16 protein-coding genes and 4 tRNA genes are annotated in these 14,836 nt (G+C 58.6%); 16 read left to right on the forward strand and 4 right to left on the reverse strand.

From position 1 onward, the window contains the following. Positions 1–260: hypothetical protein (locus tag PHW69_07410; GenBank protein ID MDD4005015.1), on the forward strand; the 260-nt coding region annotated here is incomplete at its 5' end. Positions 261–592: 332 nt separating this feature from the next. Here PHW69_07410 and PHW69_07415 read toward each other — a convergent pair. Beyond that, positions 593–1,435 (reverse strand): hypothetical protein, encoded by an 843-nt coding sequence (locus tag PHW69_07415; protein MDD4005016.1) that lies wholly within the window; start codon positions 1,433–1,435, stop codon positions 593–595. 135 nt (positions 1,436–1,570) lie between these two features. On the opposite strand from PHW69_07415, the gene PHW69_07420 reads away from it, so the two are divergent. Then, a tRNA-Cys gene (locus PHW69_07420) sits at positions 1,571–1,643 on the forward strand. Between the two features lie 154 nt (positions 1,644–1,797). Further along, a tRNA-Gly gene (locus tag PHW69_07425) sits at positions 1,798–1,871 on the forward strand. On the opposite strand, the gene PHW69_07430 is transcribed toward PHW69_07425, so the two are convergent. Continuing rightward, entirely contained in the window at positions 1,840–1,965 is a 126-nt protein-coding gene (locus PHW69_07430; protein MDD4005017.1) for a hypothetical protein, read from the reverse strand. The genes PHW69_07425 and PHW69_07430 overlap by 32 nt on opposite strands. Between PHW69_07430 and PHW69_07435 the strand changes: the two genes are divergently transcribed. The 8 genes from PHW69_07435 (at position 1,933) to rplA (ending at position 5,584) form a co-directional block, all read left to right on the forward strand. Further along, positions 1,933–2,005, forward strand: a tRNA-Thr gene (locus PHW69_07435). The genes PHW69_07430 and PHW69_07435 overlap by 33 nt on opposite strands. 48 nt (positions 2,006–2,053) lie before the next feature. Then, positions 2,054–3,250, forward strand: a complete 1,197-nt coding sequence (gene tuf, locus PHW69_07440) for an elongation factor Tu (protein MDD4005018.1) — start codon at positions 2,054–2,056, stop codon at positions 3,248–3,250. Between the two features lie 26 nt (positions 3,251–3,276). Then, complete coding sequence (rpmG, locus tag PHW69_07445) at positions 3,277–3,435, forward strand: 50S ribosomal protein L33 (protein MDD4005019.1); 159 nt, start codon at positions 3,277–3,279, stop codon at positions 3,433–3,435. A gap of 88 nt (positions 3,436–3,523) precedes the next feature. Then, positions 3,524–3,598: transfer RNA gene (locus tag PHW69_07450), tRNA-Trp, on the forward strand. Positions 3,599–3,686: 88 nt separating this feature from the next. After that, positions 3,687–3,875, forward strand: a complete 189-nt coding sequence (secE, locus tag PHW69_07455; protein MDD4005020.1) for a preprotein translocase subunit SecE — start codon at positions 3,687–3,689, stop codon at positions 3,873–3,875. Position 3,876: 1 nt separating this feature from the next. After that, on the forward strand, positions 3,877–4,410 hold the full coding sequence (nusG, locus tag PHW69_07460; protein MDD4005021.1) for a transcription termination/antitermination protein NusG: 534 nt from the start codon (positions 3,877–3,879) through the stop codon (positions 4,408–4,410). A gap of 11 nt (positions 4,411–4,421) precedes the next feature. Then, complete coding sequence (rplK, locus tag PHW69_07465) at positions 4,422–4,862, forward strand: 50S ribosomal protein L11 (GenBank protein ID MDD4005022.1); 441 nt, start codon at positions 4,422–4,424, stop codon at positions 4,860–4,862. Positions 4,863–4,912: 50 nt separating this feature from the next. After that, complete coding sequence (gene rplA, locus PHW69_07470) at positions 4,913–5,584, forward strand: 50S ribosomal protein L1 (protein MDD4005023.1); 672 nt, start codon at positions 4,913–4,915, stop codon at positions 5,582–5,584. Positions 5,585–5,714: 130 nt separating this feature from the next. On the opposite strand, the gene lepB is transcribed toward rplA, so the two are convergent. Both lepB and PHW69_07480 read right to left on the reverse strand, forming a co-directional pair. Further along, on the reverse strand, positions 5,715–6,731 hold the full coding sequence (lepB, locus tag PHW69_07475; protein MDD4005024.1) for a signal peptidase I: 1,017 nt from the start codon (positions 6,729–6,731) through the stop codon (positions 5,715–5,717). 21 nt (positions 6,732–6,752) lie between these two features. Continuing rightward, positions 6,753–8,429 (reverse strand): hypothetical protein, encoded by a 1,677-nt coding sequence (locus PHW69_07480; GenBank protein ID MDD4005025.1) that lies wholly within the window; start codon positions 8,427–8,429, stop codon positions 6,753–6,755. Between the two features lie 158 nt (positions 8,430–8,587). On the opposite strand from PHW69_07480, the gene PHW69_07485 reads away from it, so the two are divergent. From PHW69_07485 to PHW69_07505, 5 genes are all read left to right on the forward strand, one after another. After that, positions 8,588–9,790, forward strand: coding sequence for a hypothetical protein (locus PHW69_07485; GenBank protein MDD4005026.1), 1,203 nt, complete (start codon positions 8,588–8,590; stop codon positions 9,788–9,790). After that, a complete protein-coding gene (locus PHW69_07490) occupies positions 9,787–10,944 on the forward strand; it encodes a hypothetical protein (GenBank protein MDD4005027.1) in 1,158 nt (385 codons plus the stop codon). Before PHW69_07485 ends, PHW69_07490 begins: the two co-directional genes overlap by 4 nt. Next, a complete protein-coding gene (locus PHW69_07495) occupies positions 10,941–13,586 on the forward strand; it encodes an acyl-CoA reductase (GenBank protein ID MDD4005028.1) in 2,646 nt (881 codons plus the stop codon). The genes PHW69_07490 and PHW69_07495 overlap by 4 nt, the downstream gene beginning before the upstream one ends. Positions 13,587–13,659: 73 nt before the next feature. Continuing rightward, complete coding sequence (locus PHW69_07500; GenBank protein MDD4005029.1) at positions 13,660–14,397, forward strand: phosphatase PAP2 family protein; 738 nt, start codon at positions 13,660–13,662, stop codon at positions 14,395–14,397. A gap of 17 nt (positions 14,398–14,414) precedes the next feature. Beyond that, positions 14,415–14,836 (forward strand): hypothetical protein (locus PHW69_07505; protein MDD4005030.1); only part of this gene is annotated, 422 nt, incomplete at its 3' end.

Raw genomic sequence — 14,836 nt, forward strand, 5'->3', positions numbered from 1 at the left:
GGAAAGGCGGCGATGACGAGAAGACAGCCGCCCAGGCCGAAAAAGAGCGCAAGGCAATGACTTCGGCGTTTGAAAAAATTGTCGCGGGCAAAACGGCGGACGGCGGCGCGGAACTTAAAAAGTTCCTGTCCGATTATCCCGCTTCGCCGTATGCCGATACGGCAAAGCAGGCGCTTGAGAAACTGCAGTCTCCGGTTCCGGAAAAGGCCGCTCCGGACACGGATGCCGGCAAAGCCGGGCTTCAGCCCGACGGCAAATAATCGCTTCGGAAACCTGTTTATGAAAAACGCGCGCGGAAACTTTCGTTTTCGTGCGCGTTTTTCTTTCATCGGCTGAAAATTTGGCTTAATGGACAAGATTATGCATAATACCGTCCGAGGAATGATTTAATGACATTTCAGGATTGGTGGAAATTTATAAATTCCACACACAAAAACCCGGCGCTGGCCGGCACGGCATAATGATTGCCGGCATGGCATGGCTCAAGCATGGGGATGGGGTGTGCAATCCTGCGCAAGCGAAGTCTGGATCAAAAGACCCCCCCGGCTAGCGTAATAACAACCGGCAGGCCAATGGCGCAGCCGGAGGAGCGTCATTCCGGCATCACCTGTACGCCGTATTCGCCGTCCGCGTCGGCTGAGGGCTGCTGGGTGTCGGACTGGGCCGGCGCGGGTTCGGTTTCGGATGTCGTGCCGGTTTCGCTGTCGGGCGCGGATTCTTCAGGTTCCGGCAGGGCGGCCGGTTTGGGTTCGACTTCGGTTATTTCGGTTTGAGGCGGCCGGAACCGTTTGGAAAAACATTCTTTCCGGTCGGGCGTTTCGGTAAGGATTGTCAGCGCGGCGGAATCCGTGATCGCCTTGAGCGCGGACGATTCGCTTCTGCCCGGCGGCATGAACGGATACAGCGGCAACAGCAGCAGGTGAAAGCAGGTTTTGACTTTGGCGGATTTGGTGAACTCGGATATTTTGCCGTCGTGTTTCATCGCGAAATGCATATAATGGACAGTGGGGATTGACGCGGGCAGAATAAACATCCAGCCGGTATCTATTAAAAAGCCAGTTGACAGCGAGCTGTAATCCCAGCGGTTGTACGAGATCGCGACGATGTGCAGTTCGTCGGTTCCGGTTTCCCGGTCATACAGTCCGGCCGCGGCGAATTTCTTTTCAACCGTTTCCAGCAGCCACTGCCGGTCTTTGGGGCTTACGGGCACGGGCGGCAGTTTTTTTTCTTCGGGTGTCAGCGCGGTGTTCTGTGACGCGGTTTTAAAAATCCGCTGTTTCCACTCGACGGTGATTTCCCTGAATTTGCGGTTTTGCCCGGCACATTCCTGTGCGGTCCGCATTTGTCCGCGGGTTACTACCGGCGCGGTGTGAAATGACATGCAGCCGCAGCACAGCGCGGCGATTGAGAGAACCGGAAAGCGCAAAAGTTTCATACGCCGATATTATATAAAATCGGCGCCGTTAATAGTGCCGGCAGATCAGGCCCGCGGAACGGTTTCCGGTAAACGGCCGTACGGCGCGTGGCAAAACGCTTTGCGATTTGGTAGAATATCTTACAGGTAGCAAACGGCGCGGTGGCCAAGTGGAAAGGCGGAAGTCTGCAAAACTTCTACTGCGTGGGTTCGATTCCCACCCGCGCCTGTTTTTTTCGCGTGCAACAGGCGTTTGTGTCTGAAGCGCTTCGCGCATGACCGGGCAACGGCGGCCGTGCGGCGGATTCAGCTTGACCGGCCGCGCTTCCTAACCGGCGGTATTTTTGCTATAATAGCTTCTACCGAGAGATATTGTCCGCGCCGCGGGCGTAGTTCAATGGTAGAACACAAGCCTTCCAAGCTTGTTACGTGGGTTCGATTCCCATCGCCCGCTCCAGGAATTTACGGGGTATTCCGTCCCCGCGCCGGCGCAGGCCGCGCATAACGGACTGGTTAATGCTGGGGTAGCTCAGCTGGTAGAGCATCTCCATGGTAAGGAGAAGGTCGTGGGTTCGATTCCCATCCCCAGCTTTTGGTTTACAGAAGATAGAAAACAGCAGGATAATCGGAGGAAGTGCTATGGCAAAAGAGAAGTTCTCCAGAACCAAACCTCACGTTAACGTGGGAACAATTGGTCACGTGGACCATGGTAAGACCAGTCTTACCCAGGCCCTGACGAAAGTGCTTGCGAAAGAAGGCAAGTCCAAAGCGATGGAATACGCGGAAATCGCCAAGGGCGGCGTTGTTCGCGACGCATCTAAAATTCTTACCGTTTCCGTTTCGCACGTTGAATACGAAACCGATAAACGGCACTACGCGCATATTGACTGCCCGGGACACGCCGATTACATCAAGAACATGATCACCGGCGCGGCGCAGATGGACGGCGCGATCCTCGTCGTCAGCGCCGCTGACGGCCCGATGCCGCAGACCCGCGAGCATGTGCTGCTCGCCCACCAGGTAAACGTTCCGAACCTCGTTGTTTTCCTTAATAAGGTGGACATCGTGGACGATCCCGAACTGCTTGATCTGGTGGAAATGGATATCCGCGAACTGCTCACGAAATATGAGTTTGACGGCGACAATACGCCCGTCATCCGCGGCAGCGCGCTTAAGGCCATCGAAGGCGACCCCTCCGATATCGGCGAAGGCGCGATCAAAAAGCTTCTTGAGGCGCTGGATAACAACATTCCCGAGCCGAAACGCGAAACCGACAAGCCGTTCCTTATGGCCGTGGAAGACGTGTTCAGCATCACCGGGCGCGGAACCGTGGCCACCGGCAGAATCGAAAGGGGAACCGTGCATGTGGGCGACACGCTTGAGATCGTGGGTTTCAGCGATACCAAGAACACCGTGGCGACCGGTCTGGAAATGTTCCGCAAACTGCTTGACGAGGCCATCGCCGGCGACAACGTGGGCGTGCTGCTGCGCGGCATTGATAAAGACCAGATTGAAAGAGGCCAGGTGCTGGCTGCTCCCAAATCCATCACCCCGCACAAGAAATTCATGTCGCAGGTCTATATCCTTAAGAAAGAGGAAGGCGGGCGCCACACACCGTTTTTCAAAGGATACCGGCCCCAGTTCTACTTCAGAACCACCGACGTTACCGGTTCGATTTTCCTCGGCGAAGGTGTCGAGATGATCATGCCCGGCGACAACACTTCGATGCAAGTGGAGCTGATTACCCCGATCGCCATGGAAGAGAACCTCCGGTTCGCTATCCGCGAAGGCGGACACACCGTAGGCGCGGGCGTAGTCACGAAAATTCTCGAGTAGTCCTTTTGGGACACTGAGAGGACTAAATGGCAAACGAGCGAATAACACTGGCTTTGGTTTGCGAAGTCTGCAAGAACAAGAACTATTATATTGCGCGCGGCAAGAAAAAAGATTTCAAGCTTGCGCTCAACAAGTTCTGCAAGGCCTGCGGAAAAAGCACAAAGCACAAAGAAGCAAAAGCCTGATCTTCTGTAATCCTGCTAGACCTCTGCCCGGTTTCAACCCGGGCAGAGGTTTGCAAACCTTAAGAGAGGCTTTGGAAGATGGAAACACGGGAGTGTCGGTTAACTGGTAAACCACCGGTCTCCAAAACCGGGACTGAAGGTTCGAGTCCTTCCACTCCCGCCAGTATCCGCAAGGCAGGCCAGAAGGCTATGCCTGTTTTTCCCTGTCCCCCGGCGCGTGGTGAGAGGAAAGAACACAGGACGGCTAAACTATGAACAAGGCAATACAGTTTGTAAAAGAAGCATACAGCGAGCTTTCAAAAGCGACCTGGCTGAACCGCAAACAGGTGTTTCAGTCCACGATATTCGTGTTTATGATAGTGCTGTTTTTCTCTATCTACATCAGCGCGGTTGATTTCGGGCTTTCGCGCATTCTCAGCGCAGTGCTTGGAGGTCGCTAACATGGAAGAACGCGGCTGGTACATAGTGCATACCCAGACGGGTTATGAGGACAAGGTCAGGCGCATCATCACCCAGCGCGCCGAGCAGCAGGGCTATGACGACCGGATTTTCCAGGTGCTTATTCCCACCGAAGACGTGGTGGAAGTCAAGTCCAACAAGAAGCTGTACAAGAAACGCAAATTTTTCCCCGGCTACGTGCTGATTGAAATGATACTCAACAGCGAGTCATACTGGTTTGTCCGCAATGTGACCGGGGTGACGGGTTTTCTGGGCGATCCCAGGCCCGTGGCTCTGCCGGAAGAGGAAATAGCAGGGATTATCGAACTGACGCAGGAGTCTTCGCAGGACAGGCCCAAGCCGGCCGTCCGGTTTGACAAGGGCGAAAACGTCCGCGTTATCGAAGGACCGTTCAAACACTTTATAGGCGTTGTTGAGGAAATCAACGAGCCCAAGGCCAAGCTGAAAGTAATGGTCACCGTGTTCGACCGGCCCACTCCCGTGGAGCTTGACTATCTTCAGGTAGAGAAAATATAGGAGAGAGCAAAATGGCAGCACCTAAAGGCAAGGCAATCAAAACATTGATCAAACTGCAGATTCCCGCGGGCGCGGCGAATCCCGCGCCGCCCGTAGGGCCGGCGCTGGGACAGCACGGCGTCAACATTATGGAATTCTGCAAACAGTTCAACGCCAAAACGGCGAAACTGGAAAAGGGGATCAAGATCCCCGTCATCATCACGGTGATGGAAGACCGGAGCTTCACGTTCATAACCAAGCAGCCGCCGATGTCGTCGCTGATCAAAAAGGTTATGGGTCTGGCGAAAGGGTCGGCCGAGCCCAACAAGTCGAAAGTGGGCCGGATGACCAAAGCGCAGATTGAAGAAGTCGCGAAGCTGAAACTGTCCGATCTTAACACCAGGGATCTGGAGCAGGCGGCGATGATGGTGCGCGGCACCGCCCGGAGCATGGGCGTTGACACGCTGGACTGATTAAAAATCGAGGGAGGGTTGAAGAACCCGAATGACCTCAGGAGAACTACATGGGAAAAAGAATCAACGCTGCGAATAAATCGTACGACAAGGTTCAGCTTTATACCGTTAACGAAGCGGTGGCGATCGTGAAAAAGAACGCCACGGCCAAGTTTGACGAAACCGTCGAGCTGCATCTGCGGCTCGGCATTGACACCAAGCAGGCCGACCAGCAGGTTCGCAGCACGATCGTGCTGCCCAACGGCACCGGCAAAACAAAACGGGTTGCCGTGATCGCCAAAAACGAGAAGCTGATCGAAGCCAGGGACGCCGGTGCGGACAGAGTGGGCGAAAATGACCTTATTGACGAAATCAAGGAAGGCAAATTTGATTTCGACGTGCTGGTTGCCACGCCCGACATCATGAAAGACCTTGCCAAGGTGGCCAAAGTGCTGGGCCCCCGCGGCATGATGCCCAACCCCAAGAGCGGAACCGTCACTTTCGAAGTGGCCCGCACCATCAAGGAACTGAAAGCGGGCCGCGTGGAATTCAAGGCGGACGATTTCGGCATTGTGCATGTGCCGGTGGGCCGGGCGTCTTTCGCGGAGCCGAAACTCGTCGAGAACGCGCAGGCTGTTATCGAGGAAGTGACCCGCTGCAAACCGTCTTCATCGAAGGGCACTTATCTCAAGAGCGTAAGCCTCTCTTCCACAATGGGCCCCGGGGTTTATATCAAACCCTAGCGGGTTTTCCATACGGACAAACCAACTTGCAAGCCCCCCTGCAAAGGGGGGCTTTTTGTTGGGTGGGCGTCACGTTCCGGCGTTTGCCGGCAGGCGCGGCATGGAATTTTACCGCGCTTGCGAGACCGGTTCAGTCGGGAGTTTCTTTTGATACTTTTGAAGCGGAAACGTCCAGACTGCCGATTCTGGTTGGCGGCCAGAAAATGCTGGAGGCTTTCCCCTTGATGTTTTCTTCCGGCACGGGGCCCCAGAACCGGGAATCGCAGGAGCGGTCGCGATTGTCGCCCATGGCGAAATAGGTGCCGGACGGGACTATTACGGGGCCGAAATTGTCGCGTATCGCCTCGCCGTAAATATTGCCGAGCTGGCGGCCGGCCCAGACGGCGGAGAAACTTTCATACGGCAGATTGGCGGACGAGAAGGGAATGCGTTCGGTGTCAACGAACCGGGTGTAGGTTTCGGCCAGTTCCGTGCCGTTGATAAAAACGCGCCCGTTGCGCAGCTCGACGGTTTCGCCCGGCAGCCCGATCACCCGTTTGATGAAATCGCGCCCGTACTGGGAGCTGCCGCAGTATGATTCGGCCGGGCTTTTGCTCGGGAATTTGAACACGATCACATCGCCCCGGCTTACGGCGCGTAGTTTCAGGATCCTGTTCTCCGTGAACGGCACTCTGGTGCCGTAAATGAACTTGTTCACAAAAAGGTGATCGCCGATCAGAAGCGTGTTTTTCATCGAGCCGGACGGAATCCTGAACCCCTGGAACAGGAAGTACATGAAGATTCCGCCGATGATCATGACCGGATAAATCGTCTCGGCCCATTCCAGATCGTTTTTAAGCGCTTTCTCGATGCGTTTTTCGTCGCGCCGGCGCACACTGAAGAACCCGATTGTCCATGCGGACAGCGTGAGCGCAGGCCATAAAACCAGCTTGAACCGGTTAACGAAATGCCATATCCCGGAGGTCTGCCCGTTGTCGAAATTCACGGTCAGCATAAGAAAGATTATGCCAGCCGCGCAGGCCCAGAACAGGCCGTGCCATACGGCGCATTTGGTCTGGTTCCTATATTCCTTTCCTTTTATGAGTTTTCCGGCGAAATACGCGTAAGTCCCCATTATCACGCCGATGAAAAAAACTTTGATTTCCATGAGAAGATATCTCCAGAGATGTTATAGTCCGGACAGCGAAGCTGCGGCGCGGCTTATCAGGCCCAGCCCGCGCCGGAACAGCGGCGCGGCCGGCCGGAAAAACGGGCCTTCGAAAAACGCGGCCTGAAACAGTTCCGCCCGGTCGCGGGTGCGGTTGATGAAATCGCGCGAGCAGGCGATCTGCCTGGCGACCGAGTTGAGCCCGTCGGCCGGCGTGCCGCCTTCCGCCGCCGCAAACAGGCTGAGCGCGTAATTGAAATCGCCCCGTTCCACCGCGGCGATCGCGGCGGTTACGGCTTTGCGGTAGGTGGCCAGATTGTTCTGCATAACCATGTAGGGGGATGCAGGATACTGCTTTGAAAACAGTTTCTGCGCCAGACTGTCGAATTTGGGCTGGGGCCGGAGTTTTGCGGCGGTGCGCGCCATGTCGGGCAAGGAAACGAAAATCAGCCATTTGGTCCGCCAAGCCGCTTCGGACGCGGAAAGCGCGTAAACCCGGCTGTACAGTTGCGGCAGAGGCAGTTTGCCCGCGTCCGCCAGCTTCAGTATCAGGGCATATTCCTCAAGCAGCCTGTTTGATTCCGCGGTCAGCCCCGGTCCGGCCGCGCTGTAGGCCTGCGCGGTTTGCTCAGGCAGTCCGGCGGTTCGCAGCAAAGCGGGGGTAAGCAGAACGGTTTCGGCGTTATCGCGTTGAAGGTGGGCGATGTGGGTTGTTATCTGCAGGCGCGCGATTCCGAGCCGCATTTCCTGCCGCAGTTGTTCCAGCAGGGCGGATTCCTCGGCGTTTATCTGTTTGCGGCTGACGAACTGGCCGAGATAATTCTGAAAGGTTTTAAAAGCCTGTATGGTTGTTTCCAGCTGTTTTTCGCGGGCGGCGAACAGGCCGGCCACTTGCTGGCGTACCGTCTGCCCGCCGCGGGTCGTGCCAAGCGCCTCCTGGCGGGTTTTCAGATTTTCGGCTATCTGCTGCGGCGTGGCTGCCGAGCCGCTCAGCCGTTTGGCGGCGATCGCGCGGTCCAGCGTCAGTTCTTTCTCAAGCTGTTCAAGCGCCGTTGCGGCGGAGGCGGTTTCCCGGCTGATGCTGGCCGGGTTCATGCGCCAGTTGAGGGCGGGGATGTCAAGCGCCTGCTGATTGCGGCGGAACCCGTCGGCTCCGGGCACGGACGACGAAGATTCCGAGCCGCCGGCGCCTGTTGCGCCGGACGAGTGCCGGCCTAAAAACAGCTCGTCGCCCGCCGCGGCGAGCTGTTCCGGGGTTTTTGCGTTTTTTGCGCGGCTGATGAAACCGTTGGTGATTCTGAGAAACTCCGGCGTGAGCATGGATCTGATTTTTGTGACCTGATGCGCGCCGGTCAGGACGTATTCGGTCTGTCCGTCCGGCAGGTCCTGCCCGGCGCGGTACAGCCGGGCGGCGGTGGACGGATTGGACTGGATCCAGCCGATCACCTGCATTCTCAGATCCGACCGGTCCGACGCGGCGGTTTTGAGCAGTTCGCCGGATTTCCCCGATTCGATGATAGCGTCGGCCAGTTTCGCCGCGACAAACTTGTCGGTCGCGAGTTTGCTTGCTATTTCATCATTCTCGGCGCCGGCCGCGGCTGCTGCCGGCGCGGCAAAACAGATATCCGCCGCCAAAACGAACAGCGTCAGGGTCAGAAACATCAGTCCCGGCAGGACTGTCAATTTCGGGTTGCTCATCCGTCTACAATAGTACACTTTATCATTGTGCTATTACAATGCCGGCCGCCTTATGAGCGCGCGCAGCGAACGGGCTAATGATAATAATATATAATTATGTCAGTTGCGCCGCCTTGTCCGTGTTTTTGCCGGCACTTGCGGCGCCGGAGGGCTGGTTTATGGATAGCAGGCATGTCGAAGTATTGCTTGATGTGGGAGAGCTGGGCACTGAAATCCGCATCCGCAACGCGCGGGTGCCGGACGCGCGGCGCATTCAGGTGCTGTATGCCGAGGAATACGGCAACAAATATCCGATCTCCACGATTTACGACCGCGAAAAAACGCGGCAGGCCCTGCGCGAGGAGAACATTTTCTGGCTGGTGGGCGAGCATGACGGCAAGATTATCGCGAGCCTGTTTTTCGCAATAGATCCCGCGCAGCGGCTTGCCAAAGCCGGCGGAGCCGTGGTGTCGCGGCTGTACCGCAAGCATAACCTGGCCTACACGATGATGAAGATTATACAGGAAAACCTCATCAAGACCCGCGCCATTGATATCGTCTACGGCACCACCCGCACCGTGAGCACCGCTCCGCAGTACCTTACCGAACATCTCAGCTTCACGCCGCTGGGGATTTTCCCCAACGCGCACAAGGTTTACGAGAACGAAACGCACACGCTGTCATGCTGGTTCAGCCCGGACGCGTGGAAAAAACGCAAGAAGCCCGTGAGGCTCATCGAGGAGATAACCCCGTTTTACGATATCGCCTGCCGCGCGCTGGCCGAGAAGAAAGTGGAGCTGGGCCCGGCCGGGGTTGTCGCTCTGCCGCCCGCGGAGCGCAAGGGCAGGGTTGAACTGATCCCGTTTGAATTCCTGGATGCCGAGCGGTTTGTGTCCGAGCGATATAAGAAGTTCAAAAGCGACGGAATGTTCGAGAATATGTACGTTCCGTTTCACGAGCCGAACGCGCTGCTCATTTCGCTGGATCAGAAAACCGAAATCTACCTGCATATCGAACCGCTGGACAGGTACTGCATGATTCTGGGCGGGCATACCGATGTGGACGACGCCTCGCTTGTGCTTCGCAGCGCGGCGCAGGAACTGCGCAAACACAATACGAGTTATATCGAGGTGCTCATTGACGCGTATTCGCCGCAGCTCCAGCGGCAGGCGCTGGACGCGCGGTTCATGCCGAGCGCGTATTTTCCGATGATGCTGCTTTCCGGACGCAAGCGGCTGGACCGGCTGGCTTTTTCCATGTCGTTTGACATGCTTGATTTCAGCAACGTTGCGCTGACCTCCTATTATCAGGAATTTCTTACCGAGTACCTGAAAATCTGGCAGAATCTTTATATTGATTATCCGTTCCGGAGCGTGAAATGACGCGCGCGGCCGCCTCGCCGGAGCCGAAAGCGCTGCCGCTTGACTGCGCGGCGGCCCGGCTGATCGAAACCCCGGCGTTCGCGCACGGCCCGGAGTCCGACGGTTTGTTTGTGCGGGCCATGCGCGAGTCCGCCCGGCTGCATTATGATAACTGCCCGGAATTCCGGGGGATCTGGAACGCGGCTGGCTGGACGCCGGAAACGTTGTGCGGCATCCGCTCAATTGCCGCCATGCCGTTTATTTATGTGGCGGCTTTCAAGGAGCGGAACCTCGCCAGCGTGCCGCCGGAAAAGGTGGAGCTGGAGCTTACTTCCAGCGGCACCACCGGCCAGCGCAGCCGGATCCTGCTTGATAAAATTTCGCTGCTGCGGGTGCGCCGGATCGCCTGGCAGGTGTGCGCCGCGCTCGGACTGGCGGATTTAAGCGTTACGGCTGACGCGCTGTGCTTCACTTTCGATCCCGCCCGGGCGGACAGTCTCGGCACCGCGTTTACCGACCAGCTGCTGACCGGGCTTACCAGACGCGGTGAAATTTATTACGCGCTCCAGTGGGATGACGAAACGGCCGCTTTCCGCTATAACATGGACGGCTGCATAGCCGCCGTAAAGCGCATGGAGAAATCCGGCCGGCCCGCCCGCCTGATGGGGTTTCCGGCTCATGCGATGATGCTGTGCGAAGAATTTGAAAAGCGCGAGGGCCGGCGCATCAGGCTGCATCCAGCCAGCTGGGCGCTCACCGGCGGCGGCTGGAAAGACAGGCAGGACCGCGCCGTGGACAAACAGGAAATGCGCGCCCGGCTCGCCCGCGGGCTGGGCCTGAAAACCGAGCGCGTGCGCGACATGTTCGGCATGGTCGAGCACGGGGTGCCTTACATGGACTGTCCGCACGGGAAATTTCATGTGCCGGTATACGGACGCGTTCTGGCGCGCGACCCCGGCACGCTTAAGGTGTTGCCGTGGGGCAAGAAAGGGCTGCTCCAGTTTGTGACGCCGTATCTGACGAGCTATCCGTCCGTTTCGCTTTTGTCGGCTGACTGGGGCAGCGTGGAAAAAAGCTGCTCGTGCGGGCTGCCCGGCAGCGTGATGACCGTGGCCGGCCGAGCCGGAGTGAAAAAATTAAAGGGCTGCGCGATAAGCGCGGCGTCAGTGTTATGAAAATACCGGCGTCCTGCATTTTCGGAAAACCGTTCTCCGGCGCGCTTGCTCCGGATAAGGTTGCCGCGGTGCTCAAGACAGCGCGTCTGCTTGCGCCGGCGGCGGCCGCGGTGCCGCCGGCCTATATTATTGACGTTCTGGTTCGCGCGGGCGCGCTGTTCGGCGCGAAAAACGGCGCATGGCGCGCGGCGGCGCGGGAGCATCTTAAAGAAACAATCCCGTTTTCGGAGCCGATGACCGAGCTTACGCTCGACATTATTCCGCATATGCTGGCGCGCGGGGAACTGGAGCGGCGGCTGGCGCTTGAACTGGTGGTTCCGCCGGATCCGGACGGGTTCGCCGCCCGGCCCGGCTATGACGGAGTGATAAAAGTCGTGCCTAAGGGCGTGGTGCTGCACGTCGGCGCGGGCAACGTGTTTCTGGGGGTGGTGGACTCGCTGGTGCTGGGCATTTTGACGCGCAACGTCAACATCGTCAAGACTTCCAGTTCCGGCTCTAATTTCGCCGCGCTGTTTGTCAAAGCGCTGGCGGCATGTGATAAAAAGAATATGCTGGTTCCCAATATCGCGGTGCTTAACTGGAAAGGCGGGAGCGAGGCGATCGAGCGGGCGGCCGTGTCCGGCAGCGACGCGGTGTTTGTCTGGGGCGGTGCGGAGGCGGTGAACCATTACCGCCGGCTCGCGCCGGAAACTGTCGCGGTCACCGGGTTCGGGCCGAAAGTGAGTTTCGGGCTGGCGATGCCGTCGGCTCTGGATCTGGACGCGCGGGCCGTCGCGCGCGCGGCGGTGCGGGACGCGGGGCTGTGGGATCAGTCGGCCTGCGCCTGCGCGCACGAGCTGTATCTGGTCTGTCCGCGGAAAGCGAAACGCGCGAAACTGCTCGCCGCAATGACGGAGCTGTGCGCGGAGGAGTTCGCCGCGCTTGAGCGCGGGCTGCCGCAGGGCCGCATGTCTGATGACGAGAAAGTGGAAACCCTGCGCGCGCGGGAACTGGCGAAAGTTGACGCTGCGGCCGGGCGCGCGGAACTGCGGTCCGGGTTTCCCCGGCACGGGTGGACGGTGATCGCCGAAACGGATTCCGCTTTCAAAATCTCGCCGCTGAACCGGGTGCTGTACGTCAAGTGCGCGGGCTCGCTTGAGGAAATAGGCCGCATGATCGCGCCGTACCGCGGCTATGTGCAGACGGCGGGCATAGCGGGCAATTTCCGCGAAAAAAAAGAGGCGGCTTCGGTATTCGCGCCGCTTGGCGTGGCGCGGATAACGGATCTGGGGAAAATGCTGCAATCGCCGGCCGGCAGTCCGCATGACGGGCGGTTCCCGATGTCGGAACTGGTCAGCTTCGCGGGTGTGGAGGGCGGGCAGACGAAACTTGACCGGTTTGCGGAGCTGATCTCTTATGCCAGGCGCAAGAGTCCGTTTTACAGGGACTTTTACAAGGGGCTGAAAACTGAAATCCGCACTTTGGAGGAATTCGCCCAGCTGCCTTTTCTCACCAAAGAGCATATTCTGGCCAACACTCCGCCGGACAGTTACGCCATGTTCACCGGCCCGATAGAAAAGGGCATCTATTTCGCTTCCGGGGGTTCGACCGGCAGTCCGAAATACATTTTCTACGACGCAGCGGAATTCGAGCGGGTCAGCATGCATATGGGCCGGTCGCTGGAGCGCGCGGGACTGGGCGCCGGCGACCGGGCGGCCAACCTGTTTGTGGCGGGCAATCTGTGGTCGAGTTTTCTGTCGGTAGAAAAGGCGCTGCCGTACACCGACGCGGTTTCCGTGCCGATAGGCAGCGCGCTGCCGATGGAAAGCATCCTGAAATATCTGGCGGAGTTTGACGTCACGGCGATCATAGGATTGCCGTCGTTTCTGCTGAAAGTGGCGGAGGCGGCGGCCGATCATAAAGTGAAAAGCCCGCTCCGGTATATTTTTTACGGCGGCGAGTATGTGGGTCCGGAGATGGCTGCTTATTTCAGGACGGTGTTTCCCGGCGTCAGGATTCATTCGGCGGCCTACGCCACGGTTGATGCGGGTGTTATCGGGTACCAGTGCCCGCATTGTTCGGGCGGCATGCATCATCTGTTCGCCGACGAGCACTATCTAGAGATTGTGGATCCGGAAACCGGCGCGCCGGTGGCGCCTGGCCAGACCGGCGAGCTTGTGACCACGGTGCTTAACAAACGGCATATGCCTATTATACGGTTCAGACTGGGCGATCTGGGCCGGTTGGTGGAATCGCCATGTCCGTGCGGAAGCCGGGACCGGCGGTTTGAAATACTCGGCCGCTGCGACGACCGGGTTCATGTGGGCGGGGCGCATCTGTTCGTGGGAGATATGGCCGCCGCAGTCAGCGCGGTTTCGGGCCTGAGTTTTAATTTCCAGGCCGTCATTTCCAACAGCGGCCCGCGCGAAATGATAACATTCAGGGCGGAGACGGCCGAACCCGTCATGTCCGGGTCCCTGCGCCGCAGACTGGCGGCCCAACTGCTGGATGCCATACGCAGCCACTGCGAGGACCTGACTTATGTCCTCGACCGCCGCTGGATGGCAGACCCCGTTATAGAGATTCTGCCGCCCGGCGGCATAGAACGGGTAGCCCGAACGGGCAAAATAAAACGTGTGATAGACCTGAGGATAAATAACTGATATGTACGCACTCGACTGCGGATTACTCCGCTTTTTCAACTCTGTCTTAAGCTGTGGATTTCTTGATTCAGTAATGCCGTTGATAACCAGGCTGGGCTCTTCGTTTTTCATTGTGCCGCTTGGCCTGGTGCTGATGCTGGTGCCGCGCCGCCGCTACCGCGTGGCCGGCATAGTGCTGTTCGCCGCGCTGGTTCTGGGCCAGACGGCGGTGGATATCATGAAGGAACTGTTCGCGCGGGGCCGGCCGTTTCAGTCGCTGGACTGGGTGCGTCAGCTGGTGGAGCAGGGCGGCTATTCCTTCCCGTCCGGCCATACGGCGGCCGCGTTTCTGACCGCATATGTGATGGCGTGGAGTTTTAAAGAGTTCAAGTGGCAGATTTACTCGCTTGCCGCGCTGGTCGGAATAAGCCGGATGTATGTGGGCGTGCATTATCCGTCCGACGTGCTGGCCGGGGCGCTGGCGGGGCTTGGAGCGGGGTGGTTCGCCGTGTCGGTCGCGCGGCAGGTTCTGGCGGGCGAGGGCGGTTCTTATCATAACCACCATCACGGGTACGGCGGCAACCGGCATTACAGTCACGGCCGGCACGACGGGCGTCGCGAACAGGGCAAATTCGCAAAGACAGGGCGGCAGGAAGCTCCGGCTTCCGCGCCCGCGGGCCAACCCGGCGACGGCGCGCAGAAGAATGCCCAGCCCCGGCGCAGCAATAACCGGCCCCGGTTTAACCGCGGCCGCCGAGGCGGAGCCCGGCCGGGCAACGGCAACATGGCGCAGGCTGCGAAGGCCGGCGGCGCGGCGCCCGCCGCGAAGTAGGAGCGCGGGCGGCGGGTATGGTTTCGTTACCGGATCTGGTTCCGCGCGGGATTACTTTTATAGCCGGTTCTGAAAAGAACGCCGGCAAGACGGCGCTGCTTAACCTGCTGCTGGAGCGGCTGCGCGGGCGCGGGAGGACCGGTTACCTGTCCATAGGTGTGGACGGCGAAAGCCGGGACATGCTTTTCGGAAACCCCAAGCCGCGCATTTACGCGCAGCCGGGCGATCTGGTGGCTACGTCGCAGGCGGCTTTGTCCGATTCGTCAGCCGAATACAGGGTGCTGGAAGTTTTCCCCGGGCGGACGGTGCTGGGCAAAACCGCGCTTGTGGATATAACCAGAGCGGGTTTTGTCGAGCTTACCCGGCCCGGCGATAACGCCGAAGTGGCGGAACTGCTATGGCGGCTGCGTGAGGAGTTCGGGGCGGAAACCGTGCTTGT

The sequence above is a fragment of the Elusimicrobiaceae bacterium genome (assembly GCA_028700325.1).
Classification (GTDB): domain Bacteria; phylum Elusimicrobiota; class Elusimicrobia; order Elusimicrobiales; family Elusimicrobiaceae; genus JAQVSV01.

What these genes read in the sequence shown, in the direction of transcription:
- rplA (MDD4005023.1), top strand. Translation starts at nt 4,913, where the DNA reads ATGGGAAAAAGAATCAACGCTGCGAATAAATCGTACGACAAGGTTCAG.
- PHW69_07495 (MDD4005028.1), top strand. Translation starts at nt 10,941, where the DNA reads ATGAAAATACCGGCGTCCTGCATTTTCGGAAAACCGTTCTCCGGCGCG.
- secE (MDD4005020.1), top strand. Translation starts at nt 3,687, where the DNA reads ATGAACAAGGCAATACAGTTTGTAAAAGAAGCATACAGCGAGCTTTCA.
- rplK (MDD4005022.1), top strand. Translation starts at nt 4,422, where the DNA reads ATGGCAGCACCTAAAGGCAAGGCAATCAAAACATTGATCAAACTGCAG.
- nusG (MDD4005021.1), top strand. Translation starts at nt 3,877, where the DNA reads ATGGAAGAACGCGGCTGGTACATAGTGCATACCCAGACGGGTTATGAG.
- PHW69_07430 (MDD4005017.1), bottom strand. Translation starts at nt 1,965, where the DNA reads ATGGAGATGCTCTACCAGCTGAGCTACCCCAGCATTAACCAGTCCGTT.
- rpmG (MDD4005019.1), top strand. Translation starts at nt 3,277, where the DNA reads ATGGCAAACGAGCGAATAACACTGGCTTTGGTTTGCGAAGTCTGCAAG.
- PHW69_07415 (MDD4005016.1), bottom strand. Translation starts at nt 1,435, where the DNA reads ATGAAACTTTTGCGCTTTCCGGTTCTCTCAATCGCCGCGCTGTGCTGC.
- PHW69_07480 (MDD4005025.1), bottom strand. Translation starts at nt 8,429, where the DNA reads ATGAGCAACCCGAAATTGACAGTCCTGCCGGGACTGATGTTTCTGACC.
- PHW69_07490 (MDD4005027.1), top strand. Translation starts at nt 9,787, where the DNA reads ATGACGCGCGCGGCCGCCTCGCCGGAGCCGAAAGCGCTGCCGCTTGAC.
- tuf (MDD4005018.1), top strand. Translation starts at nt 2,054, where the DNA reads ATGGCAAAAGAGAAGTTCTCCAGAACCAAACCTCACGTTAACGTGGGA.
- lepB (MDD4005024.1), bottom strand. Translation starts at nt 6,731, where the DNA reads ATGGAAATCAAAGTTTTTTTCATCGGCGTGATAATGGGGACTTACGCG.
- PHW69_07500 (MDD4005029.1), top strand. Translation starts at nt 13,660, where the DNA reads ATGCCGTTGATAACCAGGCTGGGCTCTTCGTTTTTCATTGTGCCGCTT.
- PHW69_07485 (MDD4005026.1), top strand. Translation starts at nt 8,588, where the DNA reads ATGGATAGCAGGCATGTCGAAGTATTGCTTGATGTGGGAGAGCTGGGC.